This window comes from Variovorax sp. E3, from assembly GCF_016082275.1.
In the GTDB taxonomy this organism is placed as follows: domain Bacteria; phylum Pseudomonadota; class Gammaproteobacteria; order Burkholderiales; family Burkholderiaceae_C; genus Variovorax.
Genome location: NZ_MOWM01000037.1, coordinates 1 through 17,702, shown reverse-complemented (window position 1 = coordinate 17,702; position 17,702 = coordinate 1). Strand labels below are relative to the sequence as shown.

14 protein-coding genes are annotated in these 17,702 nt (G+C 68.1%); 7 read left to right on the top strand and 7 right to left on the bottom strand.

Translation table 11 applies throughout. From position 1 onward, the window contains the following. The 7 genes from BMG07_RS15390 to dnaA form a co-directional block, all read right to left on the bottom strand. Nucleotides 1-186: a hypothetical protein gene (locus BMG07_RS15390; protein WP_198085308.1), complete on the bottom strand. Its 186-nt coding sequence runs from the start codon at nt 184-186 to the stop codon at nt 1-3. Further along, nucleotides 117-3,281 (bottom strand): AAA family ATPase, encoded by a 3,165-nt coding sequence (locus BMG07_RS15385; RefSeq protein WP_198085307.1) that lies wholly within the window; start codon nt 3,279-3,281, stop codon nt 117-119. Before BMG07_RS15385 ends, BMG07_RS15390 begins: the two co-directional genes overlap by 70 nt. Next, on the bottom strand, nt 3,281-4,708 hold the full coding sequence (locus BMG07_RS15380; RefSeq protein WP_198085306.1) for a hypothetical protein: 1,428 nt from the start codon (nt 4,706-4,708) through the stop codon (nt 3,281-3,283). Before BMG07_RS15380 ends, BMG07_RS15385 begins: the two co-directional genes overlap by 1 nt. Further along, nucleotides 4,708-6,501 carry an AAA family ATPase gene (locus tag BMG07_RS44095; RefSeq protein WP_198085305.1) on the bottom strand — a complete coding sequence of 598 codons (1,794 nt, stop codon included), beginning with the start codon at nt 6,499-6,501 and terminating at the stop codon, nt 4,708-4,710. Before BMG07_RS44095 ends, BMG07_RS15380 begins: the two co-directional genes overlap by 1 nt. 167 nt (nt 6,502-6,668) lie before the next feature. Further along, nucleotides 6,669-9,290, bottom strand: a complete 2,622-nt coding sequence (gyrB, locus tag BMG07_RS15370; RefSeq protein WP_198085304.1) for a DNA topoisomerase (ATP-hydrolyzing) subunit B — start codon at nt 9,288-9,290, stop codon at nt 6,669-6,671. Between the two features lie 134 nt (nt 9,291-9,424). Continuing rightward, a complete protein-coding gene (dnaN, locus tag BMG07_RS15365) occupies nt 9,425-10,531 on the bottom strand; it encodes a DNA polymerase III subunit beta (protein WP_093242281.1) in 1,107 nt (368 codons plus the stop codon). Nucleotides 10,532-10,619: 88 nt separating this feature from the next. After that, on the bottom strand, nt 10,620-11,999 hold the full coding sequence (dnaA, locus tag BMG07_RS15360; RefSeq protein ID WP_198085303.1) for a chromosomal replication initiator protein DnaA: 1,380 nt from the start codon (nt 11,997-11,999) through the stop codon (nt 10,620-10,622). A gap of 310 nt (nt 12,000-12,309) precedes the next feature. Between dnaA and rpmH the strand changes: the two genes are divergently transcribed. The 7 genes from rpmH to BMG07_RS15325 all read left to right on the top strand — a co-directional run. Beyond that, nucleotides 12,310-12,444, top strand: a complete 135-nt coding sequence (rpmH, locus tag BMG07_RS15355) for a 50S ribosomal protein L34 (protein WP_007834827.1) — start codon at nt 12,310-12,312, stop codon at nt 12,442-12,444. Between the two features lie 101 nt (nt 12,445-12,545). Next, on the top strand, nt 12,546-12,995 hold the full coding sequence (locus BMG07_RS15350) for a ribonuclease P protein component (protein WP_198085302.1): 450 nt from the start codon (nt 12,546-12,548) through the stop codon (nt 12,993-12,995). Then, nucleotides 12,992-13,279 (top strand): membrane protein insertion efficiency factor YidD, encoded by a 288-nt coding sequence (yidD, locus tag BMG07_RS15345; protein ID WP_198085301.1) that lies wholly within the window; start codon nt 12,992-12,994, stop codon nt 13,277-13,279. Before BMG07_RS15350 ends, yidD begins: the two co-directional genes overlap by 4 nt. Nucleotides 13,280-13,343: 64 nt before the next feature. Beyond that, nucleotides 13,344-14,960, top strand: coding sequence for a membrane protein insertase YidC (gene yidC / locus BMG07_RS15340; protein ID WP_269759011.1), 1,617 nt, complete (start codon nt 13,344-13,346; stop codon nt 14,958-14,960). Nucleotides 14,961-15,029: 69 nt separating this feature from the next. Further along, nucleotides 15,030-16,436, top strand: a complete 1,407-nt coding sequence (mnmE, locus tag BMG07_RS15335) for a tRNA uridine-5-carboxymethylaminomethyl(34) synthesis GTPase MnmE (protein ID WP_198085300.1) — start codon at nt 15,030-15,032, stop codon at nt 16,434-16,436. 88 nt (nt 16,437-16,524) lie between these two features. After that, nucleotides 16,525-16,986, top strand: coding sequence for a Crp/Fnr family transcriptional regulator (locus BMG07_RS15330; protein WP_198085299.1), 462 nt, complete (start codon nt 16,525-16,527; stop codon nt 16,984-16,986). Between the two features lie 108 nt (nt 16,987-17,094). Then, nucleotides 17,095-17,702 (top strand): zinc ribbon domain-containing protein (locus BMG07_RS15325; RefSeq protein WP_198085298.1); only part of this gene is annotated, 608 nt, incomplete at its 3' end.

The window sequence follows — 17,702 nt, the reverse complement described above, 5'->3', positions numbered from 1 at the left end:
TCAGTCCTGCGCGGCGGGTGCGCGCGCCGCGGCGCGGGCGTCCCACAGCAGCAGGCGCCAGTCTTCTTCGGTGAGCGGGCCGCTGAACTTGCGCACCCGGCCGGAGCGCAGGTCGGTCAGACGGCGGTGGTCGCCGGGGCGCGCGGGCTCCAGGCGCAGCCGCACGATCTCGGTGGGCAGCGGCAAGGCGACCGCATCGGCATCCGCATCCTCCGACGCGGGCAGCAGCCGCACCGCCAGCGGCAGCGGCCGGTCGTCGCCGGCGTACCAGAGGTGGATGCCGCATTCCCCGGCGAACGCATCGCGCAGGCCGATGCCTTCGAAGCAGCGCACGCCGCGCGCGGCGACGGCAGTTCGTGCAGGTCGAGCTGTGCGATCAGCGCCGCGTAGTCGGCCCACGCGGTCTGCACGGCGGCCTCGCCGGCGCCGGTCTGCAGCGGCAGGATCTCCACGGCCACGCGCTCGATGCCGTGCCGGCCGAGGCTGTCGGCGCGGCTGGCGAGCAGGTCGATCTCGAGCTGCCAGCGCACGAGTTCGGTGTCCATGCCGCGCAGGGGCGATGCGCCCGCGAACAGCTGCTCGAAGAAGTCGCGGATGTCCTGCTGCGCCACCAAGTCGTCGAGCACCTGCTGGTGGCCCGTCGCGCGCCATTCGCGCGGCCGTGGCTGGTTCTGCTTGACTGCGCGTCCCGGTGCGATGCGGCGCTCCGCCAGATCCCAGCTGCGGCGTGCCAACACTTCGCGCAGCGGGTCCAGCCGCACTTGCAGCGCGCGCAGCGCCAGTGCTTCGGCCTCGGCCGGTGCCGCGTCGAGTTGCGCGCGCAGGCGCTCGCGCAGCGCATCGGCGACGGCGGCCAGCGCCTGGTAGCCGGCGGCCGAGCCGGTGTCTTCCGGCAGCGGGACCGCGCGCCGCGCGGCGTAGTCGAGCACGGTGGCGCGGGTGGTCAGCGCGCCCTCGCCGAAGGCCACGTCCAGCAGCATCGGCTGGCCGCTGTGCGACGCCGCGAGCCGCTGCGCGATGGGTTGCGTCAGCGCGCGCTCGATGCCGCGCTTCAGCGCCCGCGCGCCGAGCGTCTCGTCGTGGCCAAGCCGCGCCAGATGGTCCAGCGCCTGCGCCGACACGTTCAGGAACGTCAGCCGGCGCACGAAGCCGTCGCGTGCCAGCACGCGCTCCAGTTGCAGCCGGGCGATGGCCGCGATGTCGTCCGCGCCCAGCGGCGTGAAGCCGACGACCTGGTCGATGCGGTTCAGGAATTCGGGCCGGAAGAAGCGCTCGACCGCCTCGCGGTAGGTGTGGGCCGCATCGGCCTCCTGCCGCACGAAGCCGGTGTGGCGACTCGCCGCGCTGGCACCCAGGTTCGAGGTCAGCACGACCACGCATTGCGAGAAGTCGGTGGTGCGCCCCAGTGCATCGGTCAGCCGGCCTTCTCCGAGCACCTGCAGCAGCAGGTCGTGCACCGACGGATGCGCCTTCTCGATCTCGTCGAGCAGCAGCACGCAGGCGCGGCGCTGGCGCACGGCGGCGGTGAGCTGGCCGTCGGGACGGTAGGCATCGCCGATCAGGCGGCCGGCGGCGTCGCCGTCGACGTACTCGTTCATGTCGAAGCGCACCAGCCCGCCTTCGTCCTCGAACAGGAAGTCGGCCAGCAGCTTGGCCGCCTCGCTCTTGCCGACGCCGGTCGGGCCGATGAACAGCAGCGACGACAGCGGCTTGCCCGGCGCCGCCAGGCCGGACTTGATGAGCGCGACCACGTCGACCAGCTGCGCGCGCGCCTCGGGCTGGCCGATCAGCCGCGCCGCGAAATGCGCCGCGGCTTCGGCCGGGGCCAGGCCGACCTGGCGCGAGAACAGCTTCTCGCGGAAGTGGTACGCGGCGGTGTACGCGGCTAGCACTTCGGCGCGGCCGACCTCGCCGCGCGCATGACGCACGGCGAGCCGGTCGAGCACGCGGATCGCGGAGCCCGGCAGCACCTCGTCGGCGGCGAAGCGGCGCTCCATCTTCAGCAGCTCGGCCACCGCGCCGGCGCCGATGCGGCACTCGTGCTGCCGCTCCAGTTCGGCGCGGCGCCAGCCCACCATGCGGATGGCCGCCGCGCGCGACGGCGGCTCCACGCGGATCACGCGGAACAGCTCCGCGAAGCGGCGGTCGCGCTGCTGCACCTTCTGCCAGGCCTCGGGCGTGGCTTCGCCGATCATGGTGAAGGCGCGTTTCTCGAGCAGCGGGCGCAGCACGTCGGCCAGCGTCAGCGTGTTCTGCGAACTCTTGCCGATCGCGAGCAGCGCGACGAGGTTGTCGCAGTACAGGTGGTCGGGTTTGGCGATGCGGAAATCGTCGCGCAGGCGGAACTGCAGGTGCTGCAGCAGCACGGCCATGCGGCGCTGCCATTGGCCGATCACGCTCATGCCGGAGATCACGCGCATCGGATCGAGCTGCCAGATCTTCTGCAGCTTGGCGCGGTCGCGACCGGTCTCGCAGACCATGAAGCGTTGCAGCGCGCCGTGCACCAGCGCCGTCTTGCCGGCTCCGCGCGGGCCGACGAGCACGATGGCCCCCGCGCCGCCGTCGGGCCGGTAGATCGCGCGGCCCAGTTCCTCGATCGCGTCGTCGCGCAGGATGGCCCGGGTCAGTCCGTCCGGGTAGAGATCGTTCAGGTCGACGGCGGCGCGCGCCATCTCGGTGGGGCCGTCGCCTATGCCGTCGTCGCGCATCGCGGTGCGCAGGTCGTGCTCGCTCTCGAACGGAAAGCGCCCTTGCGCCAGGTGCATCGAGATTTCGAGCTCGCCGAGTTCGTCGTTCGGCGCGGCCAGGTAGCGCAGCGGGTCGAAGGCGTCGCCCCGCTCCTTGCGCTGCTCGCGGAACCAGGCCTGGATGCCGGCGACCAGCCGCTCGGTACGCTCGGCCTTGTCCAGGTGCGATTCGCCGAGGTCGGCCACCAGGCCGTCGAGCTGCGGCAGGCAGGCGTAGCGGCGTCCGTCGATCGTGAAGTGCGCCGCGGCGAATGCGCCCTCGACCCAGCGACGGCCGCTGTCGAAACCCAGCGGCACGAGCTCGAAGCGCAACTCGGGCGCGAAGCTGAGCCACAGGCGCTCGTCGAGCGTGGCGCGCGTGCTGCGCGTGCCGAGGAAGTGATGCACGATGGCCTGGCGCAGCTTGTTCAGCGCCACCTCGTAGCGCGCGGCCGTTGCGTCGATCTCGGGCAGGAACAGGCAGCGCAGCCGGTAGCCCGCTTCCTTGCGGTGCGTGACGAAGACCGGAATGCGCAGGCTGCCGCGTCCGCTCATCAGTCGTCCTCCCCGAGCAGCATGCGGTCCATCAGCGTGTCGAACTGGGCGTCGAGCGCGCGCTTCCATGCGGGTGCGTCGGGGAACGGGCTGCGCCAGTCGGCCTGCTGCGCGGCCAGGATGCCGTCCCTGAGGAAGCGGTGCACGGGCCGGCTGTCGAAGAAATGCTGTCGGTGCACGTTGTGGGGTGTCTCGAAACCGGAGAGCGTGTCGTTGCGCACCGAGACCCAGGCGTCGGACTTGTTGCGGTCGCCGACCCAGATGCGCCAGACGCCGCTCTCCTGGCGGAAGTAGTCGAACACCGCGGGGCCCTTGAGTTCGATCTCGAAGCCGACGATCAGGCTCTTGCGGCCTGATGCCTGCGGCCACGGAAACTTCAGGTAGGGGCTGGGCGGTGTTTCGTCTTCGCTTTTTTCCTCGCGCTTGTCGTCGCGCTTTTCGTCGCGCTTTTCGTCACGCGCCTCGGCGTCGACGGGCGGCGCCTGCTTGCGGGGCTCGTCGCCGAGCCGCACCACCTGCGAGCGGAACTCGAGGCCCGCGAGCGCGGCCAGCTCGCACCACGCATCGTGCAAGCTTGTGGCCAGCGCGGGCGCGGCATAGAGGCCGACAGTGCAGACGCCGCTGTCGGGCCGCACCGCGTGGAACGCCTGCTGCTTGAACGCCGTGAAGTGCGCGCGCCACGCGGCAAGGTCGGGCGGCGCTTCCGACTCGCCGATCAGCGCCAGCAGGGCTTGTCCCTCGAGCTCCATGATTTCCGCGAACAGGCCGTGCGCCCGCTGCTGCACGGCGGTCAGGGTGCGGGCGCGGTGGGCGGACGGCGTGCCGTCCCAGTGCGGCAGATGGGGTGCGTTGCGGCGCTTCTTTTCGTAGCGGCGCCGCTCGTCGTCGAGGCGGAACACCTGGTTCACCAGGTTCACGAAGAGCGGGCCTTCGGTCACGCGCTGCCAGTGGCGGCGTGCATCGGCCAATGCGTCGGCGGTCAGCAGCGGCGTGTTGTCGATGGGGCGCTGCAGCGGGTCGACGCGCACGCCCAGCGGCTGGCCGGCGTCGATCCGCACGGCCAGCGGCGTGACGTAGGCGTGCGGCGACAGCGCATGCGCGAGCGGCAGCAACAGGTGCCGGCGCAGCACGCGCTGCACGTCGCGCGCGCCGTAGCGCTCGTCGCCGGGCAGCGCGGCAAGGCGGGTGGCCACGTCGTCGTCGATCGTCAGCTCGGCACTGCGTTCGAGCAGGCCTTCGCGCTGGCGCATCAGCAGCGTCTCGCGCCCGAAGATCGGCGCGCGCTCGGCCGCCGACAAGGCGGCGAAGGGCACGATGTGATCGATGCGATTGAACAGCTCGGGGCGAAAGGCCTGCTGCACCGCCTGCTCGAAGTGCGTTCGCGGATCGCCGCGCACCGCGCCCAGGCCCATGGGCGTGCGCTGCATCACCTCGCGCCCAGGTTCGACGTCATCACCACGAAGCTGCCGCAGAAGTTGGCGGTGAGGCCGTCGCCACCGGTCAGCCGGCCCTCGCCCAGCACCTGCAGCAGCAGGTCGAAGAAACTGGGGTGGGCCTTCTCGAGTTCGTCGAACAGCACCACCGAGAACGGCTGGCGCCGCACCGCGCCGATCAGCACGCCCTCGTCGCCGCCCAGGTCGCCGAGCAGGCGCAGCACGGCCGCCGGGTCGGCGTATTCGCTCATGTCGATGCGGATCATGCGGCGCGGGTCGCCGAACATGAACTCGGCCAGCGCCTTGGCTGTTTCCGTCTTGCCCACGCCGGTCGGCCCGATCAGCAGCATCGACGCGATCGGCTTGCCGCCGCGCGCGAGCCCGGCCTTGGTGGCCACGAGCAGGTTCGTCACCACCGACAGCGCCTCGGGCTGGCCGAACAGGCGGCGGCGGAAGAAGCCGTCGACTTCGTCCAGCGACAGCGGAAGGCGCGCATCAAGCATGCGCCGCGGCATGCCGGTTTCGGCGCAGAAGGCGGCGAGCGCGTCGTCGCGGCCGATCACCGCGTTCGGCTGGCCGCGCGCGTGCAGGATCAGCTCCTCGAAGAAGCGGATGCCCTTGCCCGGAAAGCCCGAGTACGGCGAGAAGCGCCGCTGCAGCGCGATCAGCTCGGCCACCGCATCCGGTGAAACTTCCACGCGATGCTCCGCCGCGAGCGCGGCCACCGCGGTGAGCATCGTGCGCTCCTGCTCGGCCTCGGGAAGTTCGGGCAGGCGCACCGGCTGGAACAGGGCCGAAAAGCCGGGGCTGCGCAGGTCGATCTGCGAGAGCTCGGCGGGCGTGGCCTCGGCCAGCAGCATCAACTGGCCGCGCGACAGCGGCTCACGCAAGGCGTCGCCCAGGCTGACGCTGTTGCCCTGGTACTGGCCGACCTCGAACAGCTCGGCCAGGTGACCCACGTACAGCATCACCTCGCGCGTGGCCAGCTCGCGGCACAGCGTGGTCAGTGCCTGCTGCCAGCTGCCGTCGCGCGTCAGGCCCTGGATGAGCCGCGCCGCGCTGGTCTCCCAGGGCGAACCGGCCGCGCGGTCGCGCCGCTCGCGCGCGTACTGGTGGATCAGCGCCGTCTTGCCGCTGCTTTCGGCGCCCACGACCAGCACGCTGCGCGCAAAGCGGCCTTCCGCCGCGCGCTGCAGCGCCGTCAGCGGCGCGGCCAGCCCGACAGCGGTGCGCAAGGCGCCGGTGTTCATCTCGTCGGCCACCGTGGGGAGCAGCGGCTTGGCGCGTTCGTCCTGCAGCCGGCGCAGGGCCTCGGCGCTGTGGAACACGAGGTCCAGCGGCAGCTGCGACAGCTCGATCTGCTCGAACCACTGGGCCGCCACCTGGCGCCGCACATCGGTCTGCCGGCCGGTGCGGCGGTGCTCGAGCACGATGGCCTCGATCACCGCTTCACGCAGGCGCTCCGCCTCGGCGAGCGCGACGACACCCAGTGCGGGCACGTAGCCGATGCAAGGCGTGTTCGCCGGGCCGCTCGACAGGAACGCGACATGGCGACTGCGGCGCGGCGGGTGCAGCACCGCGTCGCTGCCGCCCGGGAGGTCGACGTCGAGCGTGTGCCGCTCGAACGCCGGCGGATCGCTGACCTGCACGGCCTCGAGGTAGCGGCCCTTGTCGATCAGGTGCGACTGCACCGCCTGCGTCATGCGCCGCGCCATCGCCTGCGCGCTGCTGCCCAACCACGCCATCTCCGGAAAGGCCAGCGAAGTGACCACGGTTTCGCCGGACACGGTGATCAGTTCGAAGAAGGCGAGGCTGGATGGAATGGGAAGGGTCCTGTGGGCGCGAACGAAATTGGCGCAGATTCTGCCTCAAGGGTCTGGCGGTTCGACGCGGCGGAAAGCAGAACGCCCGGCATGGCCGGGCGTTCCTTGGGGTGCGGAGAAGCCGTGGAGGCTTACACGTCGATATTCGCCGCCCGCAGCGCGTTCTGCTCGATGAACTCGCGACGCGGCTCCACCTCGTCGCCCATCAGCATCGTGAACACGCGATCCGCTTCGATCGCATCGTCGATCTGCACGCGCAGCAGACGGCGCACCGCCGGATCCATCGTGGTCTCCCACAGCTGCTCGGGGTTCATCTCGCCCAGACCCTTGTAGCGCTGGCGCGAGGTGGCGCGTTCGGCTTCGCTGATCAGCCACTTCATGGCCTGGCGGAAGTCGTCGACCTTTTCTTCCTTGCCGCGTTCGCCCTCGCCGCGCTTCACCAGCGCGCCTTCGGTGCTCAGCAGGCCGCGGAAGGTGTTGGCGGCTTCGGCCAGCGCGGCGTAGTCGGCGCCGTGCACGAAGTCCTGCGTGAGCACGCTGCTCTTGATGTTGCCGTGGTGGCGGCGGCTGATGCGCAGCAGCGGCTTGTCGGTGCGGGCGTCGAACTCGCTGCTCACCTCGGCGGGGATGCCGGTGGTGTTGAGCTCGCGCAGCTTGGCCTGCAGCGCAATGGCCGAAGCCTCGGCGGCGGGCGTGGTGTCCAGGTCGAGCGCCACGCCGTCGGCAATGGCGCGCAGCGCCTCGGCGTCCATGAAGTTGCGCAGGCGTGCAATGACGGCCTCTGCCACCTGGTGCTTGCGCGCCAGCTCGCCCAGGGTGTCGCCGCTCAGCGTGGTCGAGTTGGCGCCGCCGGTCTCGATGCTCGCGTCCTTCAGTGCCACCTTGAGCAGGAAGGCGTCCAGCGCGGGGCCGTCCTTCAGGTACTGCTCTTCCTTGCCGACCTTGACCTTGTACAGCGGCGGCTGCGCGATGTAGATGTGGCCGCGCTCGACCAGCTCGGGCATCTGCCGGTAGAAGAAGGTCAGCAGCAGCGTGCGGATGTGGGCGCCGTCGACGTCGGCGTCGGTCATGATGATGATGCGGTGGTAGCGCAGCTTGGCGACGTTGAAGTCGTCCGCGCCGCCGCCCGCCGTGGTCGCGCCGGCGCGGCCGATGCCGGTGCCCAGTGCGGTGATCATGGTGAGAATTTCGTTGCTGGTGAGCAGCTTCTCGTAGCGCGCCTTCTCGACGTTCAGGATCTTGCCGCGCAGCGGCAGGATGGCCTGGAACTTCCGGTCGCGGCCCTGCTTGGCGGAGCCGCCGGCGGAGTCACCCTCCACCAGGTAGACCTCGCACAGCGCCGGATCTTTTTCCTGGCAGTCGGCCAGCTTGCCGGGCAGGCCCATGCCGTCGAGCACGCCCTTGCGGCGCGTCATTTCGCGGGCCTTGCGGGCGGCTTCGCGGGCACGGGCGGCCTCGACGATCTTGCCGCAGATGATCTTGGCGTCGTTCGGGCGTTCCTGCAGGTAGTCGGTCAGCAGCTTGCCGACGATGTCTTCCACCGGCGCGCGCACTTCGCTGGACACCAGCTTGTCCTTGGTCTGGCTCGAGAACTTGGGCTCGGGCACCTTCACGCTCAGCACGCAGCACAGGCCTTCGCGCATGTCGTCGCCGGTGACTTCGACCTTCGCCTTCTTGGCGAACTCGTTCTCTTCGATGTACTTGTTGATGACGCGGGTCATCGCGGCGCGCAGGCCCGTCAGGTGGGTGCCGCCGTCACGCTGCGGAATGTTGTTGGTGAAGCACAGCACCTGCTCGTTGTAGCCGCTGTTCCACTGCATCGCCACTTCGACGCCGATGTGCGTGCCGGGGATGCCGCCGTAGGTGTCGGCCGGGCGCTCGCCCTCGGCGTAGAACGAGTTCGGGTGCAACACGGTCTTGCCCTTGTTGATGAACTCGACGAAACCGCGCACGCCGCCGGCGCCCGAGAAGTCGTCTTCCTTGCCGGTGCGCTCGTCCTTCAGGCGGATGCGCACGCCGTTGTTCAGGAAGCTCAGTTCGCGCAGGCGCTTGCTGAGGATCTCGTAGTGGAAGTCCGAGTTCTCCTTGAAGATCTCGGTGTCGGGCAGGAAGTGAACCTCGGTGCCGCGCTTGTCGGTGTCGCCGATGATCTTCATGGGCGAGACTTCAACGCCCTGCACCGTCTCGAGCAGGCGGTTCTGCACGAAGCCGCGGCTGAATTCGAGTTCGTGGATCTTGCCTTCGCGGCGCACCACCAGGCGCAGCATGACGCTCAGCGCGTTCACGCAACTCACGCCCACGCCGTGCAGGCCGCCCGACACCTTGTAGCTGTTCTGGTTGAACTTGCCGCCGGCGTGCAGTTCGGTCAGGGCAATTTCGGCGGCCGAGCGCTTGGGCTCGTGCTTGTCGTCCATCTTCACGCCGGTCGGGATGCCGCGGCCGTTGTCGGTGACGGAGATCGAGTTGTCGGTGTGGATGGTCACGACGATGTCGTCGCAATGGCCCGCCAGCGCCTCGTCGATGGAGTTGTCCACCACTTCGAAAACCAGGTGATGCAGGCCGGTGCCGTCGGAGGTGTCGCCGATGTACATGCCGGGGCGCTTGCGCACGGCCTCGAGGCCTTCGAGGATCGTGATCGAGCCTTCGCCGTAGCTGGTGTCGGCGGCAATGGCCTCGGGCGGCACGACCTGCACTTCAGGCGTGTAGACCGGCTCGGTGTGCGGCACTTCGGGCTTGTTTTCTTCAGCACTCATTCGGATATTCCTCTGTCTCTCACGGCATTCACGTGATTTTTCGGGCTCTCAAAAGCTCAATTCGCCGCCTCTTGAAAGCGCAAACCCGCGGAGGGCCGCGGGCTGTGTGCGCAAGGCGCTTCGGGGTCTGTCTGCTAGATACGCATCGGCATCACGACGTACTTGAAGGATGCGTTCTCGGGAATGGTCAGCAGCGCCGAACTGTTGGAGTCGGCCAGGTCGAGCTTGACCATGTCCTGGTCCATGTTGGACAGCGCGTCGATCAGGTAGGTGACGTTGAAGCCGATCTCGATGGCGTCGCCGCCGTAGTCGATGTCGAGTTCGTCCTGGGCTTCTTCCTGCTCGGCGTTGTTGGACGCGATGCGCAGGGTGCCCGGCTCGATGTTCAGGCGCACGCCCTTGAACTTCTCGCTGGTCAGGATGGCGGTGCGCTGCAGGCTGGCCAGCAGCGGCGCGCGGCCCAGGGTGACGGTGTTCTTGTGGTTCTTGGGAATCACTCGGTTGTAGTCGGGGAACTTGCCCTCGACCAGCTTGGTGACGAACTCCATGCCGCCGAAGCTGAACTTGGCCTGGTTGTTGGCGAACTGCATCTCGATGGCGCCTTCGGCGTCGGACAGCAGGCGCTGCATTTCCAGCACGGTCTTGCGCGGAAGAATGACTTCCTGGCGCGGCACTTCGACGTCGAGCGTGGCCGACGAGAACGCCAGGCGGTGGCCGTCGGTGGCCACCAGGCTCAGCTGCTTGCCTTCGGCCACGAACAGGATGCCGTTCAGGTAGTAGCGGATGTCGTGCACGGCCATGGCGAAGGAGACCTGCGAGAGCAGGTCCTTCAGCGTCTTTTGCGGCACGCTGAACACGGGGCCGAAATTGGCGGCTTCCTGCACCAGCGGAAAGTCTTCGGCGGGCAGCGACTGCAGCGTGAAGCGGCTCTTGCCGCCCTTGAGCACCAGCTTGCTGGCGCTCGACTCCAGGCTCACGGTCTGGTCGGACGGCATGGTGCGCAGGATGTCGATGAGCTTGCGCGCGCCGATGGTCGTGGTGAAGTTGCCTTCGTCGCCGCCGAGCTCGGCGGTGGTGCGGATCTGGATCTCGAGGTCGCTGGTGGTCAGCTGCAGCTGGCCGCCGGTCTTGCGGATCAGCACGTTCGCCAGGATCGGCAAGGTGTGACGCCGCTCGACGATGCCCGCCACCGACTGCAGCGCGGCGAGGACTTTGTCTTGGTTTGCCTTCAAAACGATCATGTCTTCTTCCTCTTCTCTATCTCTTTGAATCAGCTTGTAAGACGCCATTCTCCGCTGTTGCAGGAGGCATCCTGGATGACATCCGGCTTCAGCCCTTGAGCGTCTGCTCGAGCACGTGGAGCTGCTGGTTGAGTTCGGTGAGCTGCTGGCGCTCGCCCGAAATCTTGCGCACCGCGTGCAGCACCGTCGTGTGGTCGCGACCGCCGAACAGCTCGCCGATTTCCGGCAGGCTCTTCTGCGTGAGCTCCTTGGCCAGGTACATCGCGATCTGCCGCGGCCGCGCAATGCTGGCCGGACGTTTCTTGCTGTACATGTCGGCGACCTTGATCTTGTAGTAGTCGGCCACCGTTTTCTGGATATTCTCGACGGAGATCTGCCGATTCTGGATCGACAACAAGTCACGCAGCGCCTCGCGCGCCAGGGCGATCGAGATCTCTTTCTGGTTGAAGCGCGAATAGGCCAGGATCTTGCGCAGCGCGCCTTCGAGCTCGCGCACGTTGGAGCGCACGTTCTTGGCGACGAAGAAGGCCACTTCCTCGGGCATTTCGGCCGATTCGGCGCGTGCCTTGTTGATCAGGATGGCCACGCGCATCTCGAGCTCGGGCGGCTCGATGGCCACCGTCAGGCCCGAGTCGAAGCGCGAAACCAGGCGCTCGTGGATGTCGGCCAGCCCCTTGGGGTAGGTGTCGCTGGTCATCACGATGTGGGATTTCTTGGCCAGCAGGGCCTCGAACGCGTTGAAGAACTCTTCCTGCGTCCGGTCCTTGTTGGCGAAGAACTGCACATCGTCGATCAGCAACAGATCGAGCGAGTGATAGCGTTCCTTGAACTCATCGAAAGTCTTGCGCTGATAGGCCTTGACCACATCCGAGACGAACTGCTCGGCGTGGATGTAGAGAACTTTGGAATCGGCGCGGTCGGCGAGCAGCCGGTTGCCCACCGCGTGCATCAGGTGGGTCTTGCCCAGGCCGACGCCGCCGTAGATGAAAAGAGGGTTGTAAAGATGGCCCGGCATGCCGGCCACGTGCATGGCCGCGGCGCGCGCCATGCGGTTGGCCGTGCCTTCGACCAGGGTGTCGAAAGTGAGCCCGGAGTTGAGCCGGTTCTTGAAGCCGGCGGCGGCGGGTTCCTCGCCCGGGCCGGCCACGTCACGCGGCACGTCGGTTTCGGTCATGACCGCCACGGGCGCAGAGCGCACGGGCGTTTCGCGAGGAGCAAGCGCTAACTCGACGGCCACTGGCTGGCCGTACATCTTCTCGGCCATGGCCGCGATCTTGCCGGCGTACTGGGCCCGGATCCAGTCGAGCTTGAACCGGTTGGCGACGAACACGGTCATGCGCGACAGGTCGTCGGCGACCTGTGCGGTCAGGGGCTTGATCCAGGTGTTGAACTGTTGCTCGGACAGCTCCTGCGCGAGCTGGTCGACGCAGGCCTGCCAGAGGCTTTCGCCGATGCCGTCAGTCGACATGGGCGCTTGAAAAAGTGATGAGACCCTCGGGCATTTCTTGGTATAGGTATTGTGGATATTCTCTGCTGGAAGGCGCCCGGCATTCTAACTTGTCAAAACCTTATCCACACGCTGTCCCGGACGCCGAAAGGCCCGCAAATCCAGTCGAAGATTGTTCCGGCGGCCAATGTTTGCGATAATTGCGGGTTTCCCTGAAAACCTCTTTGCGTCGTTCTTCGGGGTTCATCCCAACACGCTCCCCCGGCGCCCCGCAGGTTGCTCATGCTTTTCAGGCAGAGAGCCCGCGCGAACAGGGAATTAGGAAATCATCATGAAACGCACTTATCAAGCTTCCAAAGTCCGCCGCGCCCGTACCCACGGCTTCCTGGTCCGCATGAAGACCCGCGGCGGCCGTGCCGTCATCAACGCACGCCGCGCCAAGGGCCGCAAGCGCCTGGCCGTCTGACGGCAGCCCACCTGCCGTTGCCAGCAGCCGACACGTCAGCGCCAGTTCCCGCAGCCGGCGCGTCCGGCCCGACCGGTAACGACATGCGCGGCCCGGCTTCCATGCAGCGGCTCAAGACCCGCGCGCAATTCCAGGCCGTCCTCGCAGGTGCCACCGTGGCGCGCACTGCTCATTTCGCATTGCATCGCTGTGCGCTCGATTTCGCATCGGGCGCACCGCCGTTGTTCGCGTCCGACGACGTCTGGCTGGGTGCCATGGTGCCCAAGCGCTGGGCGCGTCGCGCGGTCACGCGCAACGCCATCAAGCGTCAGATCTACGCCGTGAGCGCTGCTCCCGGTGTTGCCTTGCCACGTGCCGCGCACGTGGTGCGGCTGCGCGCGGGCTTCGATCGCAAGGAATTCGTGAGCGCCACCTCGGACAAGCTCAAGAGCGCCGTTCGCGCCGAACTCCAGCAACTGCTGGCTCGGGCCGCGCGCCCGTCCGCGCCCGCGCCGCGCCGGCCCCCCGCCGCTTCGGGGCCCTCTTCCGCGTCTTCTTCGTCCTCATCATGAAACGCCTGCTGATCGGCTTCGTGAAGGCCTACCGTCTGCTGCTGAGCCCCTGGCTCGGCCAGTCGTGCCGCTTCACGCCGACCTGCTCCGTGTATTCGATCGAGGCGCTCGAGGTGCATGGCGCGCTCAAGGGCAGCTACCTCACTGTGCACCGCATCGCGCGATGCCAGCCCTGGTGCCAGGGCGGGCACGATCCGGTTCCACCGAAATCACAGCGTCGCACTGACAAGTCAGGCTCGCTGTTTTCGTCTCTTCTCTCCTCCGACAAGAAGTCTTCGTCATGAACGATATCCGCCGCACGATACTGTGGGTGATTTTTGGGTTCTCGCTGGTGCTGCTGTGGGACCAATGGCAGGTCTTCAACGGCAACAAGCCGACCTTCCTGCCGTCGAGCAAGCCGGCCGTCACCGCCCCGGCCGCCGGCACCACGCCCGCCACCGCCAACGGCGTGCCCACCGCTGCCGCCGGCAACGCGGGCGCCGTGCCCACGCAAGCCACGCCGCCGCGGCCGGTGAAAAGGTCCGTGTCACCACCGACCTGTTCAAGGCGACGATCGACAGCGAAGGCGCCACGGTCAACCACCTGGAGCTGCTGAAGTACGACGAGGCCGACCGCACCAAGCACGTGGTGCTGTTCGAGAACGACTCGCCGGCCACGCGCTACATCGCGCAGACCGGCCTGCTGAACCCGGTGGCCGGCGAGGCCTTCCCCAACCACCTGACGCAGATGACGCCGAAGCCCGGCCCGCGTGAAATGGCCGACGGCCAGAACACGCTGGAAGTGAGCTTCGAAAGCGCCCCCGTCGGCGGCCTGAAGTACACCAAGACCTACGTGTTCCACCGCGGCGACTACGCCATCGGCGTGCGCCACGAAGTCACGAACGTGGGCGACCAGCCGCGCGACGCGCAGCTGTACATGCAGCTGCTGCGCCACGGCACCGTGGCCGCAGGCACCATGTTCGGCACCAACACCTTCACCGGCCCGGCCGCGTACACCAACGAAAAGAAGTTCCACAAGCTCGACTTCAAGGACATCGCCAAGGGCAAGATCGAACCGCCGCCGCCGGCCAACGACGGCTGGATCGCGATGGTGCAGCATTACTTCGCGTCGGCCTGGCTGCTCAAGGGCGACCCGGTCAGCGAACAGCTGCGCCGCGAGTTCCGCGTGAAGGACCTGGGCGACAACCTCTTCACCGTGGCCATGGTGGCCACGCTGCCGAAGCTGGCGCCGGGCGCCACGCAGGTCGTGAACAGCGCGCTGTTCGCCGGTCCTGAAGAAGAAAAGAAGCTCGAAGCCATCGCGCCGGGCCTGGACCTGGTGAAGGACTACGGCATCTTCGCGATCATCTCCAAGCCGCTGTACTGGCTGCTCACCCAGCTGCACGGCATCCTGGGCAACTGGGGCTGGTCGATCGTCGCGCTGGTGGTGCTGCTGAAGGCGGCCTTCTACTGGCTCAACGCCAAGGCCTACGCCAGCATGGCCAAGATGAAGGCCATCAACCCGAAGATCATGGAAATGCGCGAGCGGCTGAAGGACAAGCCGCAGGAAATGCAGCAGGAAATGATGCGGATCTACAAGACCGAGAAGGTCAATCCGATGGGCGGCTGCTTCCCCATCGTGATCCAGATCCCGGTGTTCATCGCGCTGTACTGGGTGCTGCTGTCGTCGGTCGAAATGCGTCACGCCCCGTGGATTCTCTGGATCACCGACCTGTCGGCACCGGACCCCTGGTACATCCTGCCGATCGTCATGACGGCCACCTCGCTGTTCCAGACCTGGCTCAACCCGACGCCGCCGGACCCGATGCAGGCCAAGCTGATGTGGATCATGCCGCTGGCGTTCAGCGTGATGTTCATCTTCTTCCCGGCCGGCCTGGTGCTGTACTGGATCACGAACAACACGCTGTCGATCGCGCAGCAGTGGTTCATCAACAAGCGCCTGGGCGTGCTCGGTACCAAGAAGTAGCCGGACACCACCCCCGCCAATCCCCGAAGGGCCGCGTAAGCGGCCCTTTTTGCTGAAAGAATCCGCACCATGCTCGCCCGCACCACAGACCCCATCGTCGCCATCGCCACTGCCTCGGGGCGCGGGGCGGTCGGCATCGTGCGGGTGTCGGGCGCGAGGCTGGCGCCGCTGATCGACGCGATCTGCGGCCGCGCGCTCAAGCCGCGCGAAGCCACCTACCTGCCGTTTCGCGACGCGGGCGGCGAGCCGGTCGACCACGGCCTGGCCATCCACTTTCCCTCGCCGAATTCGTTCACCGGCGAAGACGTGCTCGAGCTGCAGGCGCACGGCGGCGCGGTCGTGCTGCAGCTGCTGCTGGCGCGCTGCCTCGAGGCGGCGGCCGAGCCCGATGCGGTCACCGGCCGCCCTCGCCTGCCCGGCCTGCGCGTGGCCGAGCCGGGCGAGTTCAGCCAGCGGGCGTTTCTCAACGGCAAGATCGACCTGGCGCAGGCCGAGGCCATTGCCGACCTGATCGACGCGAGCACCGAGGCCGCCGCGCGCAGTGCCGGGCGCTCGCTGTCGGGCGCTTTCTCGCGCGAGATCCACACGCTGCGCGATGCGCTGATCCACCTGCGCATGCTGGTCGAGGCCACGCTCGATTTTCCGGAAGAGGAAATCGACTTTCTGCAGAAGGCCGACGCGACCGGACAGCTCGCCAGGCTGCAGGCGCAACTCGCCGCCGTGCAGCAGCGCGCGCGCCAGGGGGCGCTGCTGCGCGAAGGCATCAAGGTGGTGATCGCGGGCCAGCCGAACGCGGGCAAGAGTTCGCTGCTCAATGCGCTGGCCGGCGCCGAGCTGGCCATCGTGAGCGCGGTGGCGGGCACCACGCGCGACGTGGTGTCGCAGACCATCCAGATCCACGGCGTGCCGCTGCACGTGGCCGACACCGCCGGCCTGCGCGAAAGCAGCGACGAGGTCGAGCAGATCGGCGTGGCGCGCGCCTGGGGCCAGATCGAGAGCGCCGACGCCGTGCTGTTCCTGCACGACCTGACGCGCGCCGACATGCCCGACTACGCCGCCGCCGACGCAGAAATCCTCGCCGGCCTGCGGCAAAAGCTGCCGGCCAGCGTGCCGGTGCTCGACGTCTGGAACAAGCAAGACGCTGCGCCGGCGGCCCGGCCGGCCGAGGGCATCGCGATGTCCGCCAAGACCGGCCTGGGCATCGAGGCCCTGCGCGAGCAGCTGCTGGCCATGGCCGGCTGGCAGGCCGTGCCCGAGGGCGTGTACCTCGCGCGCGCTCGCCATGTGCAGGCGCTGGCCCAGGTCGAAACGCACCTGGCGCTGGCCGCCGGCCACCTCGCGGCGCAGGCCCAGCTGCTCGACCTGCTGGCCGAAGAATTGCGGCTGGCGCAGAACGCGCTGAACGAAATCACCGGGGAGTTCGGCGCCGATGACCTGCTGGGAGTCATCTTTTCGCGCTTTTGCATTGGGAAATAGAGACAGCGTCCTGAAAAACGTAAACATCTGTAGCCCAATCTCATGGCCATCGCGGATACTTCGGCACTGATGCGGGGTTGAGAAAAGCATGTCCATCCAGAACCTGAGCCGCGCCATCGCGGAAAACATGAGCACCGACGCTTTTGCGTTGACGTTCAGCGTCCAGCAATGGGAAACGCTGGCGGGCTACCTGCAGCCCATCGACACCAGCGTCGGCGACGTGCTGATCGAGCAGGGCACGCCCGACCGCTCGGTGTTCTTCATCGAGAGCGGCGCCATCAGCGTGCACCGCGTCAGCAGCAAGGAGCAGATGCGCCTTGCCGTGCTCACGCCGGGTTCGGTGGTGGGCGAAGGCTCGTTCTTCTCGCGCCTGCCGCATTCGGCCAACGTGGTGGTCACCGGCGCGGGCCGCGTGTGGCGGCTCAACGCGATCCGCTTTGCCGAGATGACGAACCGCCAGCCCAACCTGGCGCTGGAAATCGCGATGGCGCTGGGCGCCGTGATCGCCAAGCGCATGGCGCATCGCTCCAAGCGCGTCGCCGTCACCTGAGCCCGGCCGCCGCGGTCAGGCCTTCAAGAAGCGCGATGCGGGCACTGGAGCCGGCACGCGTGCAGCCCATTTCGTTTTCGGTTCCCGAGAGTAGTCAGTAAGTAAGCCATGGCCTTGATCTGTCCGGTCTGCAGCACGGAAAACCGTGACGGCGCGAATTTCTGCAGAAGCTGCGGCGTCACGCTGTCCGCCACGCCGACCCGGATTCCCCCACCCCCACCCCCGAGCCCCGAGCGCGAATGGGCCACCACCGCGCCGGCCCAGCTGCGCGCGCCGACCATTCCGGCGCCGCTCTTCGACCCCGGCGAGCCCGAGCCCCGGCGCTCGTTCTTCGGAAAGTCGTCGGCCCCGGCGCCGTCGGACGAGCAGCAGACGGTGATCATGGCCTACGACGATCCCCCGCCGCCGCCCGCGCCCCCTGCCTCGTCGACATCGGGCTACGAGACGGCGCGGCAGGAACGGGCCGAACGCAAGCGCACCCGGGTCAAGGTCCGGCGGCCCGTCGAGCGGCCGCCGCGCAAGCGGGTGATCCTGCTGTGGCTCGGCCTGCTGGTGGTGGCGGTGATGATGATGGTGGCGGGCTGGTATGGCTATGGAACCCGCAGCAAGGCGCCCACGGCGGCCGAGGATGCCGAATCCGCGGTGTCGGCCCCGGCCGCCGAAATCGCGCTGGCGGCGGCGCAGCCGGCGCCAGCCCCGGCGCCGCACCCGCGGTG